Annotated in this window: 16 protein-coding genes; 4 read left to right on the forward strand and 12 right to left on the reverse strand. The window is 74.1% G+C overall.

Translation table 11 applies throughout. The annotated features are described in order from the left end of the window. Nucleotides 1–30: 30 nt before the first annotated feature. A complete protein-coding gene (locus QSK22_RS29285; RefSeq protein ID WP_285497670.1) occupies nucleotides 31–1,347 on the reverse strand; it encodes a lysine N(6)-hydroxylase/L-ornithine N(5)-oxygenase family protein in 1,317 nt (438 codons plus the stop codon). Nucleotides 1,348–1,459: 112 nt separating this feature from the next. On the opposite strand from QSK22_RS29285, the gene QSK22_RS29290 reads away from it, so the two are divergent. Then, the gene (locus QSK22_RS29290) at nucleotides 1,460–2,407 is read left to right on the forward strand and encodes a methionyl-tRNA formyltransferase (protein ID WP_285497671.1); all 948 of its coding nucleotides are present in this window, start codon (nucleotides 1,460–1,462) and stop codon (nucleotides 2,405–2,407) included. Beyond that, nucleotides 2,404–3,660, forward strand: a complete 1,257-nt coding sequence (locus QSK22_RS29295; RefSeq protein ID WP_285497674.1) for an ArgE/DapE family deacylase — start codon at nucleotides 2,404–2,406, stop codon at nucleotides 3,658–3,660. Before QSK22_RS29290 ends, QSK22_RS29295 begins: the two co-directional genes overlap by 4 nt. A gap of 10 nt (nucleotides 3,661–3,670) precedes the next feature. Here QSK22_RS29295 and QSK22_RS29300 read toward each other — a convergent pair whose 3' ends face one another. From QSK22_RS29300 to QSK22_RS29340, 9 genes are all read right to left on the reverse strand, one after another. Further along, nucleotides 3,671–5,626 (reverse strand): glycogen debranching N-terminal domain-containing protein, encoded by a 1,956-nt coding sequence (locus QSK22_RS29300; RefSeq protein ID WP_285497675.1) that lies wholly within the window; start codon nucleotides 5,624–5,626, stop codon nucleotides 3,671–3,673. 16 nt (nucleotides 5,627–5,642) lie between these two features. Beyond that, a complete protein-coding gene (locus QSK22_RS29305; RefSeq protein ID WP_285497676.1) occupies nucleotides 5,643–8,252 on the reverse strand; it encodes a glucosidase family protein in 2,610 nt (869 codons plus the stop codon). A gap of 109 nt (nucleotides 8,253–8,361) precedes the next feature. Then, complete coding sequence (locus tag QSK22_RS29310; RefSeq protein ID WP_285497677.1) at nucleotides 8,362–9,999, reverse strand: glycoside hydrolase family 13 protein; 1,638 nt, start codon at nucleotides 9,997–9,999, stop codon at nucleotides 8,362–8,364. Between the two features lie 44 nt (nucleotides 10,000–10,043). Then, a complete protein-coding gene (locus QSK22_RS29315; RefSeq protein WP_285497679.1) occupies nucleotides 10,044–10,904 on the reverse strand; it encodes a carbohydrate ABC transporter permease in 861 nt (286 codons plus the stop codon). After that, nucleotides 10,901–11,929, reverse strand: coding sequence for a carbohydrate ABC transporter permease (locus QSK22_RS29320; RefSeq protein WP_285497681.1), 1,029 nt, complete (start codon nucleotides 11,927–11,929; stop codon nucleotides 10,901–10,903). The genes QSK22_RS29315 and QSK22_RS29320 overlap by 4 nt, the downstream gene beginning before the upstream one ends. 55 nt (nucleotides 11,930–11,984) lie before the next feature. Next, nucleotides 11,985–13,235 (reverse strand): ABC transporter substrate-binding protein, encoded by a 1,251-nt coding sequence (locus QSK22_RS29325; RefSeq protein WP_285497682.1) that lies wholly within the window; start codon nucleotides 13,233–13,235, stop codon nucleotides 11,985–11,987. Nucleotides 13,236–13,357: 122 nt separating this feature from the next. Beyond that, nucleotides 13,358–14,410 (reverse strand): LacI family DNA-binding transcriptional regulator, encoded by a 1,053-nt coding sequence (locus tag QSK22_RS29330; RefSeq protein ID WP_285497684.1) that lies wholly within the window; start codon nucleotides 14,408–14,410, stop codon nucleotides 13,358–13,360. 63 nt (nucleotides 14,411–14,473) lie between these two features. After that, the gene (locus tag QSK22_RS29335) at nucleotides 14,474–14,773 is read right to left on the reverse strand and encodes a hypothetical protein (RefSeq protein ID WP_285497685.1); all 300 of its coding nucleotides are present in this window, start codon (nucleotides 14,771–14,773) and stop codon (nucleotides 14,474–14,476) included. A 75-nt stretch (nucleotides 14,774–14,848) separates the two neighbouring features. After that, complete coding sequence (locus QSK22_RS29340; RefSeq protein WP_285497686.1) at nucleotides 14,849–16,087, reverse strand: FAD-dependent oxidoreductase; 1,239 nt, start codon at nucleotides 16,085–16,087, stop codon at nucleotides 14,849–14,851. 750 nt (nucleotides 16,088–16,837) lie between these two features. On the opposite strand from QSK22_RS29340, the gene QSK22_RS29345 reads away from it, so the two are divergent. Both QSK22_RS29345 and QSK22_RS29350 read left to right on the forward strand, forming a co-directional pair. Further along, on the forward strand, nucleotides 16,838–18,004 hold the full coding sequence (locus QSK22_RS29345) for a carboxylate-amine ligase (protein ID WP_285497687.1): 1,167 nt from the start codon (nucleotides 16,838–16,840) through the stop codon (nucleotides 18,002–18,004). A 43-nt stretch (nucleotides 18,005–18,047) separates the two neighbouring features. Next, on the forward strand, nucleotides 18,048–19,127 hold the full coding sequence (locus tag QSK22_RS29350; protein ID WP_285497689.1) for an iron-containing redox enzyme family protein: 1,080 nt from the start codon (nucleotides 18,048–18,050) through the stop codon (nucleotides 19,125–19,127). Between the two features lie 109 nt (nucleotides 19,128–19,236). Here the strand turns inward: QSK22_RS29350 and QSK22_RS29355 are convergent, their stop codons facing one another. Both QSK22_RS29355 and QSK22_RS33880 read right to left on the reverse strand, forming a co-directional pair. Further along, nucleotides 19,237–19,485, reverse strand: coding sequence for a CDGSH iron-sulfur domain-containing protein (locus tag QSK22_RS29355; protein ID WP_285497690.1), 249 nt, complete (start codon nucleotides 19,483–19,485; stop codon nucleotides 19,237–19,239). Further along, on the reverse strand, nucleotides 19,457–19,681 hold the full coding sequence (locus tag QSK22_RS33880; protein ID WP_352231499.1) for a class I SAM-dependent methyltransferase: 225 nt from the start codon (nucleotides 19,679–19,681) through the stop codon (nucleotides 19,457–19,459). The genes QSK22_RS29355 and QSK22_RS33880 overlap by 29 nt, the downstream gene beginning before the upstream one ends. Nucleotides 19,682–19,743 lie beyond the last annotated feature (62 nt).

The raw sequence follows: 19,743 nt of genomic DNA on the forward strand, positions 1-19,743 counted from the left end.
CCTGCTCACCGTTGCGACCGGGCCGGCTGGTCAGTTGTGCACGGCGTAGGAGTCGCGGTGCAGGCCGCTGAGCCGCTCGGCCACCGAGTCGGCGATCTCCCCGGCCCGGACGGCGGTGTTGGACAGCAGGGTCGAGCCGATCCCGTGCGTGTGCTCGGTGGCGCCCTGCAGGTACAGGCCGCAGCGCATCGCGGACGTGGTGGCGATGCGGTAGTCGCGTTCCACACGCAGACCGCCCTCGGGGCGCCGCACGCAGTACTCGCCCGCCTCGCCCAGCAGTGTCAGCGGGTCGCAGGGCCGGTATCCGGTCGCGTAGACCAGCGCGTCGGCCTCCAGGACGGTGCGCTCGCCGGTCGGCAGGAACTCGACCGTGACGCGCACCGTCGACGCGTCGGCCTCCACGTCGGTCACGCGGGAGGTGTTCATGATGCGCAGCCGCTCCCTGCCCTGCACCTTCTCCTGGTAGTGCCGCCGGTACAGCTCGTCGATGAGCTCCAGGTCGACGACGGAGTAGTTGGTGGAGCGGTGGTAGTCCATCAGCGTCCGCTTCACCTCCTCGGGGGCGGTGAAGAAGTGGTCGACGGCCCCGGGGTCGAAGATGCGGTTGGCGAACGAGCTGTCGTCGGCGGGCGTGAAGCCGTACCTGGCGAACACCGTGCACACCTCGGCGTCGGTGAACGTGCGGTGCAGGTAGTCGGTGACCTCGGCACCGCTCTGCCCGGCGCCGACCACCACCAGGCGGCGCGGGTCGCGCAGGCCCGACACGCGGTCGAGCAGTTCCCCGCTGTGCCAGATCCGCTCGCCGGTGACGGCGCCGTCGGGCAGCACCGGCTCCAGGCCAGCGGCGACGACCAGGTTGCGGGCGCGCCGCGTGGTGAGCTCGTCGGAGCAGCCGCCCTGCCGGACCACCACGTCGAGGTACTCCACGGCGCCGCCGACGACGACGGGGGTGACGGCGACGACCTCCGAGCCGTACTCGACCTGGTCGGCGAAGGCGGCCGCGGCCCACTCCAGGTAGTCGTGGAACTCCGCGCGGGAGGGGAACAGCGTCTTGTGGTTGATGAAGTCGGCCAGCCGGCCGCGCTCGTGCAGATAGCTGAGGAAGCCGAAGCGGCTGGCCGGGTTGCGCATGGTGACCAGATCCTTCAGGAAGGACACCTGCATGGTCGCGCCCTCGATGAGCATGCCGCGATGCCAGCCGAACGCCGGTTGCTTGTCCAGGAACACCGCGTCGACCGCCTGGCCTGTGCGCTCGTGCCGCTCGCGCAGCGCGATCGCCAGGGCCAGGTTGGACGGGCCGAAGCCGATGCCGACGAGATCGTGGACGTGCGCGTCCGAGGGGGGCATGTAGGGGCACCTTTCCAAGATCCGACAGATGGATTTGCGCGGACTGATTAGGTTAGCCTCACCTAATTGAGGCGAGCCTAACCTTCCCTGATCCCCGGCACAAGGAGGCCACATGCGGGTCGTGATGTTCGGCTACCAGACGTGGGGGCACCGCACGCTCCAGGCGCTGCTGGAGTCCGAGCACGACGTCGTCCTCGTCGTCACCCACCCCAAGAGCGACCACGCCTACGAGAAGATCTGGGACGACTCCGTCGCCGACCTGGCCGCCGAGCACGGCGTCCCGGTGCTGCTGCGCAACCGCCCGGACGACGAGGAGCTGATGACCCGGCTCAAGGAGGCCGACCCCGACCTGATCGTCGCCAACAACTGGCGCACCTGGATCCCGCCGCGGATCTTCACCCTGCCGCGGCACGGCACCCTCAACATCCACGACTCGCTGCTGCCCGCCTACGCGGGCTTCTCCCCCATCATCTGGGCGCTCATCAACGGCGAGAAGGAGGTGGGGGTCACCGCGCACATGATGAACGAGGAGCTGGACGCCGGCGACATCGTGGTGCAGCGGGCCGTCCCGGTCGGCCCCACCGACACCGCCACCGACCTGTTCCACCGCACCGTCGACCTGATCGGCCCCATCGTCGCCGAGGCGCTCGACCTCATCGCCTCCGGGCGCACCGACTTCACCCCGCAGGACCGCTCGAAGGCCAGCTTCTTCCACAAGCGCTCCATCGAGGACAGCCGCATCGACTGGACCTGGCCCGCCGAGGACATCGAACGCCTCGTCCGCGCGCAGTCCGACCCGTACCCCAACGCGTTCACCTACTACAAGGGCGAGCGGGTGCGCGTGCTGAAGGCGTCGGTGTCCAAGGGCATCTACGGCGGCACCCCCGGGCGGGTGTTCATTCGCGAGGGCGACGGCGTGGTCATCGTCGCGGGGGCGGAGGCGCGCCGCGGCCGCAGCCGCGGCCTGGTCATCGAGCGGGTCCGCACCGACGACGGCACCGAGCTGCCCGCCACCGAGTACTTCCGCACCATGGGCGGCTACCTCACCGCGCAGCCGTGACCGGCGCCGTCGAGGCGCTGCGCGGCGAGACCGGCGCCATGGCCGAGCTGCTGGCCGGGCTCGTCCGGATCCCCAGCGTCGGCGGGTCGGCCGCCGAGGTCGAGATCCAGCAGTTCCTGGCCGGGTGGATGCGCGACGAGGGCCTGGAGGTCGACCACTGGCCGATCGACGTGGCCGCGGTCACCGACGAGGACGCCTTCCCCGGCGCCGAGGTGCCGCGCACCCGGGCGTCCGGGCTGGTCGGCCGCCTGCCCGGCACCGGCGGCGGACGCTCGCTGATGCTCAACGCCCACGTCGACGTCGTCCCGCCCGGCGACCCCGGCGCGTGGAGTGAGGACCCGTTCGGCGGCCGCGTCGCAGGGGACCTGCTGTACGGGCGCGGCGCCTGCGACATGAAGGGCGGGCTGGTCGCCGCGCTGTTCGCGGTGCGGGCGCTGCGCCGCGCCCGGCCGCGCGGCGACGTGCTCGTCGCGTGCGTGGCCGGCGAGGAGGACGGCGGCCTCGGCTCCTACGCCCTGCTGCGCCGCGGCTGGCGCGCCGACGCGTGCGTCATCCCCGAGCCGACCGGGCTGGACGTCGTGCCCGCCAACGCCGGCGCGCTGACGTTCCGGCTGCGCGTTCGGGGCCGCGCCGCGCACGCCGCCCGCCGCGGCAGCGGGGTCAGCGCGGTGGAGCGGTTCTGGCCGGTCTACGCCGCGCTGCGCGACCTGGAGCGGCGCCGCAACGCCGACGTCGATCCGCTGATGCGGCGCTGGGACCTGCCGTACGCCATCGAGATCGGGACGGTGCGGGCGGGCGACTGGCCGTCCACCGTGCCCGGCGACCTGGTGGCCGAGGGCCGGATGGGCGTCGCCCTCGGCGAATCCGAACGTGCGGCCAGGCAGGCGCTGGAGCAGGCGGTCGCGGACGCCTGCGCCGCCGACGACTGGCTGTCGGAGCACCCGGTGCAGGTCGAGTGGTGGGGCGGCCGGTTCGCCTCCGCGCGCCTGCCCGCCGACGACGGCGGGCTGCTGGACCGGCTGGGCGCCGCGCACACCCGCGTGACCGGCGGCGCCCCGCAGGTGTGGGGCGCCCCCTACGGCAGCGACCTGCGGCTGATCACCGGGCTCGGCGGCATCCCGGCCGTGCAGTACGGGCCCGGTGACGTGGCCCGCATGCACGGCCCGGACGAATGCGTGTCCCTGGACGAGGTCGCCGTCGCCGCGCAGACGCTGGCGGCCTTCGCGCTCGACCACTGCGGCGCGGCCGGGTAGCCGCGCCGCGTCAGGTCCTCTCGCGGATCGAGGCCGCCATGCCGGACGGGAGGCCGGTGACGCAGGCGCGGCCGTCACCGGCCACCCGGACCGACAGCGCGGACCGGCCCACGCGGATGTTGTCGGCCGACAGTTCCCCGAACCCGGGCACGGGCGCCAGCGCGATGCGTCCGGCCGGGACGTCGACGTCCAGGCCGAGCAGCGCCGTGACCAGCGCCGGCGACACGGCGGCCGCCCACGCCTGCGGGCTGCACGCCGTCGGGTACGGCACCGGCGGCGCAGTGGAGTCCTGCCCGCCGAACAGCTCGGGCAGCCGGTGGCCGAACGCGGGGGCGGCGCCGATCAGGCCGCGCGCCAGCCGCACCGCGACCTCGGGATGCCCGGAGCGCACCAGGCCGAGGATCGCGATGGCGGTGTCGTGCGGCCACACCGACCCCAGGTGGTAGGACAGCGGGTCGAACCCGGCGGCGTCCGGGGTCAGCGTCCGCAGGCCCCACCCGGAGTCCAGCTCGGGCAGCCGCGCCGCGACCTTCGCCTCCTCGGCGGCGGTGAGCAGGCCGGTGCCGAGCAGGTGGCCGAGGTTGGACGCCACGCCGTCGACGGGGCGGCCGTCGCCGTCCAGCGCGATCGCCGGGTAGCCGCCCGCGGCGTCGTCCACCCAGAACCGGGCGCGGAACCGTTCGGCCAGGTCGGCGGCCCAGCGGCGCCAGCGGTCCGCGCCGGGCCGGCCGAAGGCGTCCAGCAGGTCGGCGCCGAGCACGGCGGCCTGGTAGGAGTACGCCTGCACCTCCGACAGCGCGACCGGCGGCCGGGCAAGACGCCCGTCGGCGTGCTGGATGCCGTCGCCGGAGTCCTTCCACCCCTGGTTGGACAGCCGGTCGGCAGACCCCACATAGGAGACGAACCCGCCGTCGAACGTGCCGAGCCATTCCAGTGCGCGTTCCGCGGCGGGCAGCAGGGCGGCGACCTCGTCGTCGGGCATGCCCCAGCGGCGGGCCTCGGCGAGCGTGACGACGAACAGGGGCGTCGCGTCGACCGAGCCGTAGTAGACCGGCGGTAGCCAGGTGGTGGCGTCGGCGGGACGCAGCTCGTGCGGGATCTTGCCGGGCGCCTCCTCGGTGACCGGGTCGCGGCGCACGCCCTGGTGGCGGGCCAGCACGCGCAGCGTCCCGGCGGCCAGCTCGTAGCCGAGCGGGAGCGCCAGCCGCGCCGTCCACAGCGCGTCGCGGCCGAAGAGGGTCAGGTACCAGGGGCTTCCGGCGGCGCAGTAGATGTCGCCGTCGTGGGCCAGCAGCAGCGCGCCCAGGTCGGCGACGCCCTGGGCGACGAGCCGATCGAGGCGTTCGTCGCCCGACCGGACGGCCAGCGGCGCGTCCGCCCACGGTGCCGGGCCGGGCGGCGGCGCCGGGCGGAACCCGGGCGTGTCCGGGGGCGTGGCGCGGACGGTGACGGTGGCGGTGAACGACTCCCCCGGCGCGAGCGTCACGTCGGCGTGCGTGCGGCCGTCCAGGCGGACCCGGTGGCCGTCCGGCCCGGTCCAGTCGGTGCCGTCCTCCAGCGGCGTCTCCGGCAGGCCGGGGTCGCCGCCGGACCGCACGGCGCTGATGGACGCCAGGTCCCCGGCCGCCGCGATCCGCAGGGACGCGGCGGCCGGGGCGTCCCCGGTGTTGCGCAGGGTGATCCGTTCCGTGCCGCCGTCGGGGGCGGCGGCACGGACCCGTTCGACGGACAGCGCCCCGGCGGACGCGGTGAACCGGGCGCCGTTCGCGCCGTGCGGCCTCGCCTCGACCGGCTCGGGCTCGCGTCCGTTCACGGTCACCACGAGGCGCGACAGCACGCGGCGCTCGGCGACGTACAGGCCGTCGACGCCGCCGGCGACCTGGCCGCTCGGCGGCGACAGCCAGATCGCCGGGGCCGCCACGCAGGTGATGTGCTCATGGACGGCGGGCTGGGCGGACTGGGGCAAGGGGACCTCCCGTCGGTCAGCGCAGGGTGATCACAAGGGTGGCGGTGCCGCGCCGCGCCCCGGCGTCCACGACGACCTCGTCGCCGCGCGCGGTGCGGCGCACGGTGGCGGAGACGCGGCGGCCGTCGAGGGTGACGGACGCGACCTTTGCTCCGGACGGCAGCACCTGGCCGATCCGCAGGGCGGCGCCGCCGAGCCGCGCCGTGTTCACCACGGTGCGCAGCGTCCGGCCGCGGGACTCGGCGGTGACGTCGACCGAGCCGGAGCCGACCCGGATGGAGCGGCCCGAGATCCGGGACTGGCCCGGCGGGATCTGCGGGACGACCTCCAGCCGCGCCCGCCCCATGTCGGGGTCGACGCCGAGCTGCTGCCGCACGACCGGCCACAGCGTCCCGTACGCGCCCCACGCCTGCAGCACCATGGAGCGGTCGGTGAGCTTGCGGTCGATGTTGGCCGGGCTGAAGTCGGGGCTGGCCGCGATCTCCGGCATGGCACCCGGCATCTCCCACAGGTCCGGGTCGAGCTGGATGCGGGCGTTGGCGTCGGTGTAGCGGCGCTGCTGGGCGAGCCGTCCGTAGTTGCCCTCGGCGGTGGCCATGATGCCGTTGCCGAGCGAGTAGACGACGCGTTCGCTCTGCACGCCGGAGACCGCGCTGTCGCAGGACGGGCCCTTGTTGCCGCCGTCCGCCGAGGTCGGGCCCGTGCCGGTGTGGTACAGGCCGTTGTCGCCGGTGTAGCAGGGCTCCTCGCGCTTGGCCAGGGCGGTGCGGGCGCGTTCGTCGCCGGCGAGCGGCCGGGTGACCTGGCCGGGGCGGACGAGCATGGCGTCCATCGGGGTCACGCCGATCCAGTGCCGCTGGAACAGCTTGGTGTTGTCGTCGGCCGGGTCGTCCGGGTCGTCGATGGAGTCGGCGTACTGGCCGGTGTCGCCGCCCTTCCACCAGGTGCTGTCGAACTCCTTCTCCATGCGGGCGGCGCGTTCGTCGGCCCACCGCGCCGTGGCGGTGTCGTTCTCGGCGCGGGCCATGTCGGCCAGGTCGCGCAGGCCGCGGATGGTGTAGACGGCGTTGTCGAGCTTTTCGACGCCCATGCCGCTGCGCTCGACGTTGCCGAGCCCCTCCGGCCAGCCGTCGCCGTCCTCGTCCAGCCTGCCGACGACGTACCGCATGTTGCGGACGGTGAAGTCGTACAGGTCGTCCAGGAAGCGGCGGTCTCCCGTCCACCGCCACACCAGGGCCACGGCGCTGGGGAACTTGGCGGTCTCGTCGGTGTTGCCCGCGTCGCCGTCGGCACCGAAGTACACCGACCCGTCGGAGACCACCTCGTGCACCACCTTGCCGCTGCGGTCGTTGGCGATCTCGCTGGTGTCGCGCAGCGCGCGCAGGTGCGCCTTGACGGCGTCGAACTGCCCGGCGGCGACGGACGCGAACGCGGTGTACTCGCCGTCGGTGCCGAACAGCCAGGGGTAGTCGGGCCATCCGGCGCCCAGCCAGCGGGCCGTGGCGACCGTCCCCTTGGCCGCCGGGTACTGCTTGCCCTCGCGGGTGACGCGGACGCGCAGGTCGCGCGCCTCCTGCACGGAGTCGGCCAGGTTCTGCTTGCTCCATTCGACGCTGCGCTGCAGCAGCCGGTCGCCGGGCAGGTCGACGACGGTGTTGGCGGCGACGGCGCGGCGGGCGGCCTTCTTGCGGGCCAGCAGGCCGGCGGGGTCGCGCAGCGCCGACCGCAGCGCCGCACGGGCCTGTCCGTCGCCGCGGTCGGATCCGGCGACGGCCACCCACACGGTGACGTCGCGTCCGGCGGGCACCCGCACGTCGTAGGTCAGCCGCCCGCCGGTGCCCTTGCCGAACTCCGAGTCGTCGCACCGGTCCGGCGCGGTGCCGTTGGCGGGGCAGACGACGGCCGGGTCCTGCGGGCCGCGGTACCCGGACCCGAGCCGGTGCGAGGCGGGGCTGCGGTCGGCGGCGACGAGCGCGGCGAAGTCGTGTTCGGACGCGTCGGGCACCTGCGGCTTGCCGCGTTCGCGGAAGACGAGGGCGCCGTCCTCGTAGGCGCCGGTGTCCGGCAGGTTGTACGCGCTCTGGTTCGGGGTGGTGCCGCCCCACGGGTAGGCGGTCATCAGCTCGGAGTGGGCGTCGACGTCGAGCCGGACGGTGCGGTCCTCGTCGGCGCGGAACGTCAGGCCGATCAGGCCGGCGCGCAGCCCGTCGGGCACCACGTCGGTGCGTTCGACGCGCACCCCGCCGGTCGCGGCGTAGCGGGTGCGGGTGTAGCCGTATCCGACGGTGTGGCCTTCCGCGCGGGCCTGCTTGCCGAGCCAGGCGCCGTCCACGCCGAACCACACGCCGTCGAGCAGTTTGATGGGCGGCGTCCAGAACCCGCCCATCTCTCCGGTGATGTGCCATCCGGACGCCGGGTAGAGCCCGTCGGCGGTGGACATGGCGTAGAACCGGTCGCCGATGACGACGGAGCGCCGGTCCGCCAGCCTGGTCGTCGTGGTCAGTTCCTCCCCGGGCGCCCGTTCCCGCGCCTGGGCGGACGGCACGGCGACCGTCCCGGCGGCCAGGACGGCGGCGGCCGCAAGCGCGGTGCCGCGCCTCAATCCGCGTCCGATGTCGCCTTTCAACGTTGCTGTCTCCCCTCGATCAACCCCCGATGTGCCGAATCGGTCCGGCTTCCGGACCGGTGGACGGGGCGCGGGACCCGGGGCGGCCGGGCCCCGCGCCGGACGTGTGTCAGGACGTGGCGAGCCAGACGGCGGTGTCGGCGGGCAGCCGTCCGCCGTCCAGGTCGCCGCTGGCGAGCAGGACCTCGGCGCCGGCGGGCAGCTCGTACGGCTCGCCGGACACGTTCACCACGCAGGTGAAGCCGGGGTCGCGGGAGAAGCCGAGGACGCCGTCGGGGGTGTCGTTCCACCGCATCGCGCCGTCGCCCAGCGCCGGGTTCTCGCGCCGCAGCCGCAGCGCCGACCGGTACAGCTCCAGCATCGAGGCGGGGTCGCCGGACTGCCGTTCGACGGACAGGGTCTTCCACAGCTCCGGCTGCGGCAGCCACGGCTCGGCGTCCTCGGCGGCGCTGAACCCGTACGGCGGCGCGTCCCCCGACCACGGGATGGGGACGCGGCAGCCGTCGCGGCCCCGGTTGGTGTGCCCGGACCGCTCCCACACCGGGTCCTGGAGGCGGTCCTCGGGGATGTCCTCCACCTCGGGCAGGCCCAGCTCCTCGCCCTGGTAGATGTACGCGCCGCCGGGCAGCGCCAGCATGAGCAGCGCCGCCGCCCGCGCGCGCCTGGTGCCCTGCTCCAGGTCGAGGGGTTCGCTCACGTCGTGGCGCGGGCCCCGGCCCTCGGTGTGCGGCCTGCCGTACCGGGTGACGTGCCGCACCACGTCGTGGTTGGACAGCACCCAGGTGGCGGGGGCGCCGACGTCGCCGAGCGCGCCGAGGGTCGTGTCGACGACGTCGCGCAGCCGCGCCGCGTCCCACGGGGCCCGCAGGAAGTCGAAGTTGAACGCGGTGTGCAGTTCGTCGGGACGCAGGTAGCGGGCCAGGCGCTGCGGGTTGGCCACCCACGCCTCGGCCACGAAGACGCGCTGTCCGGGGTAGCGGTCGGAGACACCGCGCCACGCCCGGTAGATTTCGTGGACGCCGTCGCGGTCCCAGTGGGGGTGGTCGATGCGGTCGGTGGGCTCCAGCACGTCCTCGCCGTCGGGGCCCAGGTCGGGCAGGCCGGGCGCCTTGATCAGGCCGTGTGCGACGTCGATGCGGAACCCGTCGACGCCCAGGTCCAGCCAGAACCCGAGCACGCGCTCGAAGTCGGCGCGCACCTGGGGGTTCTCCCAGTTCAGGTCGGGCTGCTCGGGCGCGAACAGGTGCAGGTACCACTGGCCGTCCGGCACGCGGGTCCAGGCAGGGCCGCCGAAGGTGCTGCGCCAGTCGTTGGGCGGCAGCTCCCCGCCCTCGCCGCGCCCGTCGCGGAAGACGTACCGGTCGCGGGCGGGGGAGCCCGGCCCGGCCGCCAGCGCCTCCTGGAACCAGGGATGCCGGTCGGAGGAGTGGTTGGGCACCACGTCGACGATCACGCGGATGCCGTGGCCGTGCGCCTCGCGGATCAGCTCCTCGGCGTCGGCCAGGGTGCCGAACAGCGGGTCGATGTCGGTGTAGTCGGCCACGTCGTAGCCCGCGTCCACCATCGGCGAGGTGTACCACGGCGTGATCCAGATGGCGTCGATGCCCAGGTCCCGCAGGTACGGCAGCCGCGAGCGGATGCCCGCGATGTCGCCCACGCCGTCGCCGTTGCCGTCGGCGAAGCTGCGGATGTAGACCTGGTAGATCACCGCGCTGCGCCACCAGGGCGCGTTGTCCGTGTACTGCACGACGTCCTTTCGATCGGGGAGGGGGGCCGGACCGCCCGGGGCCGTCACTTGACGCCCCCGGCGGTCAGGCCCGCGATGATGCGCCGCTGGAAGATCAGCACCACGATCACCAGCGGCACGGTGACGATCACTCCGGCCGCCATCTGGGTGCCGAACGGCTGGTCGAACCCGTACGCGCCGGTGAACTTGGAGATCGCCACGGTGGCGGTCTGCATCTCCTTCTTGTTCACCATCGACAGGGCGATGATGAACTCGTTCCACGCGGCGATGAACGTGATGATCGCGGTGGTGAACACCCCGGGCGCGGCCAGCGGGACGATGATGCGCCGGAACGCCTGGCCGCGGGTGCAGCCGTCCACCATGGCGGCCTGCTCCAGCTCGAACGGCAGCTGGCGGAAGAACGTCGTCAGGTTCCACACCGCCAGCGGCAGCGCGAACGACAGGCTCGGCAGCACCATCGCCTGGTAGGTGTTGATCCAGCCGATGTCGGTGAACAGCTTCAGCAGCGGGACGATCAGCGAGATGCCGGGGAACATCGAGGTGGTGATCACCATCCCCAGCACCAGGTTCTTGCCGCGGAAGGTCAGCCGGGCCAGGGCGTAGGAGGCGAACGTGCCGACCAGCAGGGTCAGCAGCGTGGTCGTGCCCGCCACGACCAGGCTGTTGACCAGCGCCCGCTGGAACCCCACGTCCGGCTCGAACACCGCACGGAAGTTCTCCAGCGACCACGGCGACGGCAGCGGCGCGTTGTCGAACTGGTCCTGCGGGCGCCGGAACGCCGACACGATCATCCAGTAGAACGGCGCCAGGCAGTACACCACCACGGCCGCCACGCCGGCGAACCGCAGCACGGTCGCCGCCGGGAGGCGGCGCCGCGCGGGCGCCGCGGCCGACGGTGCGCTCATGAGCTCACCCCTTTGCGGAACGGCAGGCGCAGACGGGCGCGGCGGTCGCCCGCGGCGCGCGCCTGGCGCATCTCGCCGATCACGTCGGCGCCCAGCAGCTTGACGAAGGCGTAGGCGACGACGGCGACGTAGAGGAACAGGATGGTGGAGTAGGCCGCGGCGGCGCCGTAGCGCAGGTTGGACGCCTCGTCGTAGGCCAGCATCGACAGCGTCTGCACCGACTCCTTCTGCGCGCCGATCAGCACGAACGGCAGGTCGAACATGCGCAGCACGTCCAGCAGCCGGAACAGCACGGCGACCAGCAGCACCGGCTTGACCAGCGGCAGGGTGATCCGCCAGAACTGGTGCCAGGCGTTCGCGCCGTCCACCCGCGCGGCCTCGTGCACGTCGCGCGGGATCATCTGCAGCCCGGCCAGCACCAGCAGCCCGACGAACGGGGCGGTCTTCCAGGTGTCGGCGATGATCACGGCGAACTTGGCCTGGACGCCCTCGGTGGTCCACAGCACCTCGTGGCCGATGATGGCGTTGGCGACGCCGTCGGCCTGGAACACCCAGCGCCACAGCAGCGCCGACACGGCGGTCGGGATCGCCCACGGCACCAGGACGCTGGCCCGCACCAGCGCCCGGCCGCGGAACGCCCAATGCATGATCAGCGCCATGCACATCCCGAGGACGGTCTCGATGGCGACGGTGGTGACGGTGAAGAACGAGGTGTTCCACAGCGCGCCCCAGAACACCGAGGCGCTCTGGCCGGTGAAGATGTCGAGGTAGTTCGACAGGCCGACGAACTGGTCGCCCTGCACGACGAACCCGTCGGCGTCCAGGCCCTGCCCGCGCCGGTACAGCGACTCGCGCAGCGCCGCCAGGATCGGGTAGCCGACGACCAGCGCGAGCACGAGGAACGTCGGGGACAGCAGGACCGCGGCCAGCCGGCCGGAACGCTGCACGTCGCCCCGGCGCCGGGCGGGCTTGGCGGCGGCCCCGTCGGAGGGCGGCCGCTCGGGTGCGGCGGTGATGGTGGTCATGGAAGCCTCCCTGGATCCCCCGCCGGGACGCGGGCGCCCCGGCGGGGAGTCGCCGCTACTGCTGGGTCAGCTTTCCGAGCTGGGCCTGCATGTCGGCCAGCGCCTGGTCGGAGGACTTGGCGCCGGTGAGGGCGGCGTAGGCGTTCTCCTGGATCGCCTTGGTGACGTCGCCGTAGCGCACCGCTTCGGGCCGGGGCCTGGCCTTCAGCAGGGACTCCTTCAGCACGCCGAGGTAGGGGTACTTCTTCTTCAGCTCGGCGTCGTCGTAGAGGGAGGCGAGGGTGGGCGCCTCGGAGGTGGCGAGCATGTTGGCGCGCTCCTGCTCGGCGCCGGTGAGGTACTTGATGAAGTCGAGGGCGGTCGCCTTGTTCTTGGCGAACGCGGAGATGGCCAGGTTGTGGCCGCCGAGCGTGGGCGAGCCGGGGCCGTTCGGTCCGGGCAGCGGCGCCACGTCGAACTTGTCCTTGACGCCGGACTTGGTGGACAGCGCGTACTGGTAGGGCCACTGGCGCAGGAACACCAGGCTGCCCTTCTCGAAGGCGCGGCGCGCCTCCTCCTCCTTGTAGGTGATGGCCTGCTTGGGGATGAACCCGCTCTTGAAGCCCTGCACCAGGAACTCCAGGCCCTGCTTGGCCTGCGGGGTGTTGACGGTCGGCTTGCCCTGGTCGTCGACGACGGCGCCGCCGGCGCTGTGCACCGCCTCGGAGAAGTTGACCGTGAGGCCCTCGTACTTCTCGAACTGGCCGCCGTAGCAGGAGACGCCGTCCTTGGCGACCTTGTCGCAGATCTGCTTCATCTCGTCCCAGGTCTTGGGCGGCTCGGACGCCCCGGCCTTCTTCAGCAGATCGGTGCGGTAGTACAGCAGCCCGGCGTCGGTCTTCCACGGCGCGGCGTACAGGCGGCCGCGGTACTGGCCGGTGCGGACGGTGGGCTGCAGGAACTTCGACAGGTCGAACTGGTCCTGGGGCAGCGGCGCGATCCACCGGTTGGCCGCGAACTCGGCGGTCCACACCACGTCGAGGTTGAGCACGGTGTAGGCGTCGGACTTGGCCTGGGCGTTCTGCACCATCTGCTGGCGCTGGGCGTCGGCGTCCTCGGGCAGCTCGATCAGCCGCACCCGCTCGTTGGGGTGCTGGGCGTTCCAGGCGTCGATCTGCCGCTGGACGTTGCCGGAGGTGTCCTTGCCCTGGACCAGAGTGATCGGGCCGCGTCCGGTGAGTTCGCCGGACGCCGCGTCCGAGCCGGAGCCGGAGTCGTCGCCGCCGCAGGCCGCGGTCAGCGCCGCCACGGTGCCCGCCGCGATCATGCAGCGGATGGTCGTTCTCAGAGGGGTTGCCACGATCGTTCCCTTCTCTCGGGGGTTGCGCGCGTCAGTCGCCCCCGTCCGCCCCTCCGCGTCCCGGCCGGTTGCGAGACGCGCCGCTCGGGCTAGCGGGGGTCTTCGCCGGGCCGCTCCCGGGCCACCAGTTCCGGTCGCAACATCACCCCCTCCGGCGGGACGCCAGGCTCGCGGAACTGCCGGACCAGCAGGTCGACGACGTGGTGGGCCACCTTGTCGAGCGGCTGGCGCACGCTTGACAGCGGCGGTGTCATCAGCGCCGCCGACGGGGAGTCGTCGTAACCGACGGCCTCCACGCGGGGACGGCCGGCGGAGTCGGCGCCGATCGCCTGGCGGGCGGCGACGGCGAAGGTGTCGCTGCCGCAGGCGAATGCGGTGGGCGGGTCCGGCTGCTCCATCATCCGGCGCGCCACCGCCGCGATCTCGGCGGGATCCTCGGCGCCGGCGCCAGACAGCCCTTCGGTGGCCAGGCCGTGCCGGCGCATGGCCGCCCGCCATCCGGCGCGCCGCTCGTCGCCGACCCGCTGGCCCTCGGGCCAGCCCAGGTAGGCGATGCGGCGGTGGCCGCGGGCGACCAGGTGGTCGACCGACTGCGCCAGGCCGTCGGCGCCGTCGACGTCCACCCACGAGCACCGCCCGGGGTCGGCCGGACGGCCGAAGCTGACGCAGGGGATGCCGCGTTCGGCGCACCAGTCCGGCCGCTTGTCGGCGGTGTCGATGTCGGCCAGCACGAACCCGTCGACGGTGCCGGTGCCGGTCAGCTCGGCGTAGGCGGCCAGCTCCTCGTCCGCCGTGGCGGCGCTGAACAGCAGCAGGTGGTATCCGACGCCGCCGGCCGACTCGGCCAGCGCGTGCAGGAACCGGTCCAGCAGGTTGTTCAGCCCGCTCGGCGCGGCGATCTTGAAGCCGATGCAGCGGCTGGTGCGCTCGCGCAGGTTGCGCGCGGCCCGGTTGGGCAGGTAGCCCAGCTCGTCGATCGCCCGGCGGACCCGTTCGGCGGTGGCGGGGGCGACCCGGTCGGGTGCGTTCAGCACGTTCGACACGGTCTGGCGCGAGACTCCGGCGGCCGCCGCGACCTCGGAGATGGTCACGCCGCTGCGCTCGCGCATGAGTCCCGTCACCCCCATTGGTTCGTCGGACACCATGCGATTTGATCGTTCAAACCGCCGTGTGAGCGTTCAAATTGGCACTGTTTCGGGCACGTGTCAAGAGGGTGACGGCCGTGTGTCCGCCCGTGGACGGGCGGGTGCGGCGGACGCGCCCGCGCGGGCGCCGGTTCGGTCGTGCTCGCGCCAGGCCGCCGGCTCCCGGCGCTCGTAGCGCTCGAAGGCCGCCTCCAGGCCGGTGCACACCTCGGCGGTCGTCTCCAGGAGCGCCTGCGCCCCGGGGTCGTCGACCTTGCCGAGCTCCTCCCGGGCGACGCGGACGACGGTGGTGAGCACGTCGTGCAGCCTGCCGGTGTGGTGGCGCGGATCGTCCTCCGGGTACCACGAGTAGTGCGGCATCTCGATCATCCCCCGGTGACGGCATGATCCGCCTGCACGTACCCGGGCATCCGGTCCCGACACCCGGGGGCCGCGTCACCGGGCGGCGGCGCCCGCCCCGGCCGCCTCGGCGGGCACCGCGACCGACCGGCGCGGAAGCGTCCGCGCCAGGTGGGCGGCGACCCTGCGCGCGGCGAACGCGGTGCCCTGGACGAACCGCATGCCCGGCCCGAACGTCTGCTCGGCCATCAGCCCGACCGCGTACAGGCCCGGCATGGACGTCTCGAAGTGCGCCGACAGCCAGGGCGCCGGGCCGTCCCGCCGCAGCCCGTCGGCCAGGACCGGGTCCAGCAGCGACAGCCGGCGCAGGTCGACCGCGAAGCCGGTGCCGCACACGACGTGGTCGGTGTCGATGCGGTGGGTCCGCCCGTCGGCGCCGGCCAGCGACAGCCGGACCCGGTCGCCGTCGGCGGCGGCGTCGGTGATCCGGTAGCCCAGCAGCGCGGGCACGCGGTCGACGAACCGGTCGCGCAGCCACCAGGTGCCGGCCGGGCCGAGCGCGGTCCGGGCGATGTGCCGGCGGGCGGCGGCCGGCAGGTGCCGCACCGCGTGCGGCGCGTTCGCGTACACCCAGGTCCGCCAGCCCGTGCCGAGCCCCGACTCGGGGGCGAGGAGCCGGTCGCGCAGCGAGCGGCGCGGCACGGGCACGCCGCTCCAGCGCAGCCGGTCGGCGCGGGCCACCAGCCGCACCCGGGCGCCCGCCTCGTCGAGCAGCACCGCGGTCTCCAGCGCGGCCTGCCCCGCGCCGACGACGGTCACGTCCCGTCCGGCGAAGCCGCCGAAGTCGTTGTGGTCGATGGTGTGGCTGGCCAGCGCGGAGGGGAAGGCGGCCAGCTGCTCGGGGCGGCGGGCGAACGGCACGAAGCCCACCGCGAGCACGACCGCCCGCGCCCGCGCCTGGTCGCCGTTCGCCAGCTCCAGCACGAACCCGCCGCCGGCGGTCCGCACCGCGGTCACCATCGACCGGTCCAGGTCGGGCACGGCCCGCCGCTGGAACCAGCGGCCGTAGTCGATGAAGCGTTCCGCCGGAATCGGCAGGCTCCGCGCGCACGGCAGGTTGTTGATCTCGCAGAAGGCGACGTAATCGTGGGAGTTCCCGGGCGCGGCCAGCCCGGAATTCTGCGGTTCGGATTTCAGCAGCATTCCGCGCGGCATGTTGTGCGCCCAGGTCCCCATGGGTTCGCCGAAGACGACCACGTCCATTCCGAGGGCGGCGGCGTGCGCCGCCACGGAAAGCCCGTAGGGTCCGGCGCCCACCACCGCCACGTCTGCCATGGAAGCGTTCACTGCCGTGCCCCTCCCAGCGTCGGACCGAATCGCGCCCAACCATCCGGACGATCCTGCGGCAGGGATGGCGGAACACGCCAGTGTCCGCGGCCGCCCGCGCATGAAGATTGGCCGCGGTTTTAGTCGATCAGGAGAATCGTCCGCGCATTCCGGAACGCCGCCTCAGAATCCCCCAGGCCGGGCAGTTCAGACATCACCCTGCATCCCGAAAGCCCGCTTTTCCGCAGCAGGTGCGCATTCTCCCGCGGCCGTCGGCGGCCGCCTCGACCAGGTGCTCGACGGGCCGTCCGGGCGGCGTGTTATCCGAATCGCATGGAGGAAGTCACCGAGGGGTGACGGGTGCCCGGCCTCCGGCGGGTGAATGCAGTGCTCCCGCAGTAGACGGGGAATGAACCGTGCCGGAGGCCGAGCGCCTCGCACTCTACCGACATCCCGGGGCCGCCGCGGAATGACCGATCCGCCGCCGGGCGGGCCGTCGGCCGCGCCATCCCCGGGCGAGCGGCGATGGCGGTGATCGCGCAAGTGCCGAGCCCGCGGCGCTCCGGCGGGACCGGGTTTCCGGCGCCGCCGGTGCGGGCGCATTGTCCGCCACCCCGGACCGGACGGCCCGGCCCGGCGGCTCGCGCGGGTCAAGCACGGCGGCCGCCCCTTCGCGTCCGACCGGCCGGACGGCGGCCCCGCCGGGAGAGAACGGGCCGACAAAACGGGTAAGAACGGCTGGTCGATAGGGGGTCGGACATGTCGGACGCAGGCCTGTCGATGGGGGTCGAGGAGGAGTTCCTCCTGGTGGACCCGGTGACCGGGGCGACGGTCGCGCGCGCCGAGCCGGTGCTGGCACGCGCCCGCGCCGCCCCCTCGCCCGCCCCCGACACCGGGCTGCAGGCGGAGCTGCTGCGGACGCAGGTGGAGGCGGCCACGGGGGTGTGCACCCGGCTGGCGGAGGTGCGCCGCCAGCTGCGCGAGTCCCGGGCCCTGCTGGCGGACGCGGCCCGCGCGGAGGACGCGCGCCTGGTGTCGACGGGGACGCCGGTCACCGCGGCCGCCGCGCCGGCGTTCGCGTTCTCCCCCGGGGAGCGGTTCCAGCGGATCGCCGAGATGGGCGGCGGGGTGTTCGCCGACTACGAGGTGTGCGGCTGCCACGTCCACGTCGGCGTCCCGGACCGGGAGACCGCGCTCGCGGTGGTCAACCATCTGCGCCCCTGGCTGCCGACGCTGGTGGCGCTGGCGGTCAACTCGCCGATCGACCGGGGCCGCGACCGCGGGTTCGCCAGCTGCCGGGTGACCGAGAAGATGGGCCGGTTCCCCTGCTCGGGGGTGCCGCCGTGGTTCGAGTCGGTCGCCGCGTACGAGCGCGAGCTGGCCCGGCTGGTCGACTGCGGGGCGATGGTGGACACCGCCATGACGTTCTGGTTGGCGCGTCCGTCCCCGCGGCTGCCGACCGTGGAGCTGCGCGGGGCGGACGCCGTGGCCACCGTCGAGGACGCCACGCTGCAGGCGGGCCTGTCGCGGGCGCTGGTGCGCACGGCGCTGGCCGACCTGGCGGCGGGGCGGGAGGCGCCGCGCGTGTCGCAGCAGGTGTGCGCGGTGGCGCTGTGGGCGGCCGCCCGGTACGGCATGACCGGCCCCGGGGTGCATCCGCTGCGGGAGCGCCGGGTGCCCGCCGCCGAGCTGGCCGCCGAGCTGATCGACCACGTCACGCCGGCGCTGGAGGAGACCGGCGACCTGGCGGAGGTCCGCGCGCTGCTGGCGGGGGTGCTGCGGGACGGGACGGGCGCCGAGCGGCAGCGGCTCGCCGACGCGCGCGGCGGCCCCCGGGCGGTGCTGGACCTGCTGGTGCGGCTGACGGCGGGCGACCTGCAGGCGGAGCGGCAGGCGGGACCGACGCGGAGCATGGACCCGTCATGAGCGGGTACCGGTGCGCGGACGTCCCCAGGCGATGGGAGAGAGCATGACCCTGACCCCGACCGGTTCCCCCTTCCCCCCGGCCACCCGCGAGCCGGCCCCGCCGCTGCCCGAGCCGCGCGGGCCGCTGTCGGAGGCCGTGGTGGCGGCGCTGCGCCGGCCGGCGTCCGAACCCGCGCCGCCGCGGCTCGCGGCCGCGCAGCCGCTTGTGCACCGGTCCGCCGACCCGTACGGGGAGGACCTGCAGCTCGCCCTCTACACCTGCTACGAGCTGCACTACCGCGGGTTCGACGGGGTGGACGCGGCCTGGGAGTGGTCACCGGACCTGCTGCGGCTGCGGGGCGGGATGGAGCGCGTGTTCCTCGAAGCGCTGCGCGACGACGCGCCCGGCGGCGACGACGTCGAGGGGACGCTGGGCGCGCTGCTGGAGGAGCCGGCGGACGCCTGCGGCGTCTCCCACCACCTGTGCGACCGGGGGGAGCGGTGGCAGCTGCGCGAGTTCGTGGCGCACCGCTCGGCCTACCACCTCAAGGAGGCCGATCCGCACGCCTGGGTGATCCCGCGGCTGCGCGGGCGGGCCAAGGCCTCCCTGGTCGCGGTGGAGTTCGACGAGTTCGGCGGCGGGCGGGCCGAGGCGGTGCACGCCGTGCTGTTCGCCGATCTGATGGACGACCTCGGCCTGGACTCCCGCTACGGCCGATATCTGGACCTGGTCCCGGCGCCGATGCTGGCGATCGTGTCGATGATGTCGCTGTTCGGGCTGCACCGGGGGCTGCGCGGCGCGATGGTCGGGCACTTCGCCGCCGCCGAGATCACCACGCCGCCCGCGGCGCGGCGGATGGTGCGGGCGCTGCGGCGGCTCGGGGCGGGCCCGCGGTGTACCCGTTTCTACACCGAGCACGTCGAGGCCGACGCCGTCCACGAGCAGGTGCTGCGGCACGAGGTCGTCGGGGACCTGCTCGCCCGCGAGCCGGAGCTGGCCGCCGACGTGGCGTTCGGCGCGCAGGCGACCGGGCTGCTGGAGGACCGGTTCGACGAGCACGTGCTGGCGTGCTGGCGGGCGGGCCGCAGTTCCCTGCGGCACCCGCTTCCCTCCTCCCCCGGCTCCGCGGCGCCACAAGGCTGACGGCGCCACAAGGCTGACGGCGCGCTGAGCGGTGTCACGGGGCCGATGTCACAGGGCCGATGTCACAGGGTTGATGCCGCAAAGGTGTCATCACGAGGCCGGCGCGGTGTCAGGAGCCGGTGTCGCGCCGGCCGCGGAGCCTGCGGCACCGGCGGTGGCTGGTGTCGCAGAACGGGTAGCTGCCGCTGGCGCCGCAGGCGCACAGCGCGACCATGAAGCGGTCCGAGGCGACCGAGGTCCCGTCGGGCAGCACCACCTCGACGGGGCCCTCGACCAGGATGGGCCCGCCGCGTTCGGCAAGGACCCGGCGGCGCGGCGGGGCCGCCGCCTCATCGCCGGGGCCGGGTGTGGTCGGCACGGATCACCACCAGTTCCTCGTCGTCCTGCCCGGGCCGGATCGCGCCCCGGGCCAGCAGGTCGGCCGTCCGGGACCGCATGACCGGCCCGAACGGCTCGCGCCTGCGCGCCGCCACCGACGTCTTGAGCCCGGCGGCCCGCAGGGCGCGCAGCGTGTCGCCCACCCCGCACAGCGACGACTGGGCGAGCAGCAGCATCCCGCCCGGCGCCAGGTGCCGGGGCGCCTGGTCGCAGATCCGGTCGAGCAGCGCACGCCCGT

Source organism: Actinomadura sp. NBRC 104425, assembly GCF_030269545.1.
Taxonomy (GTDB): Bacteria; Actinomycetota; Actinomycetes; order Streptosporangiales; family Streptosporangiaceae; genus Spirillospora; species Spirillospora keratinilytica.

What these genes read in the sequence shown, in the direction of transcription:
- QSK22_RS29285 (WP_285497670.1), bottom strand. Translation starts at nt 1,347, where the DNA reads ATGCCCCCCTCGGACGCGCACGTCCACGATCTCGTCGGCATCGGCTTC.
- QSK22_RS29290 (WP_285497671.1), top strand. Translation starts at nt 1,460, where the DNA reads ATGCGGGTCGTGATGTTCGGCTACCAGACGTGGGGGCACCGCACGCTC.
- QSK22_RS29315 (WP_285497679.1), bottom strand. Translation starts at nt 10,904, where the DNA reads ATGAGCGCACCGTCGGCCGCGGCGCCCGCGCGGCGCCGCCTCCCGGCG.
- QSK22_RS29320 (WP_285497681.1), bottom strand. Translation starts at nt 11,929, where the DNA reads ATGACCACCATCACCGCCGCACCCGAGCGGCCGCCCTCCGACGGGGCC.
- QSK22_RS29325 (WP_285497682.1), bottom strand. Translation starts at nt 13,235, where the DNA reads ATGATCGCGGCGGGCACCGTGGCGGCGCTGACCGCGGCCTGCGGCGGC.
- QSK22_RS29335 (WP_285497685.1), bottom strand. Translation starts at nt 14,773, where the DNA reads ATGCCGCACTACTCGTGGTACCCGGAGGACGATCCGCGCCACCACACC.
- QSK22_RS29340 (WP_285497686.1), bottom strand. Translation starts at nt 16,087, where the DNA reads ATGGCAGACGTGGCGGTGGTGGGCGCCGGACCCTACGGGCTTTCCGTG.
- QSK22_RS29345 (WP_285497687.1), top strand. Translation starts at nt 16,838, where the DNA reads ATGTCGGACGCAGGCCTGTCGATGGGGGTCGAGGAGGAGTTCCTCCTG.
- QSK22_RS29350 (WP_285497689.1), top strand. Translation starts at nt 18,048, where the DNA reads ATGACCCTGACCCCGACCGGTTCCCCCTTCCCCCCGGCCACCCGCGAG.
- QSK22_RS33880 (WP_352231499.1), bottom strand. Translation starts at nt 19,681, where the DNA reads ATGCTGCTGCTCGCCCAGTCGTCGCTGTGCGGGGTGGGCGACACGCTG.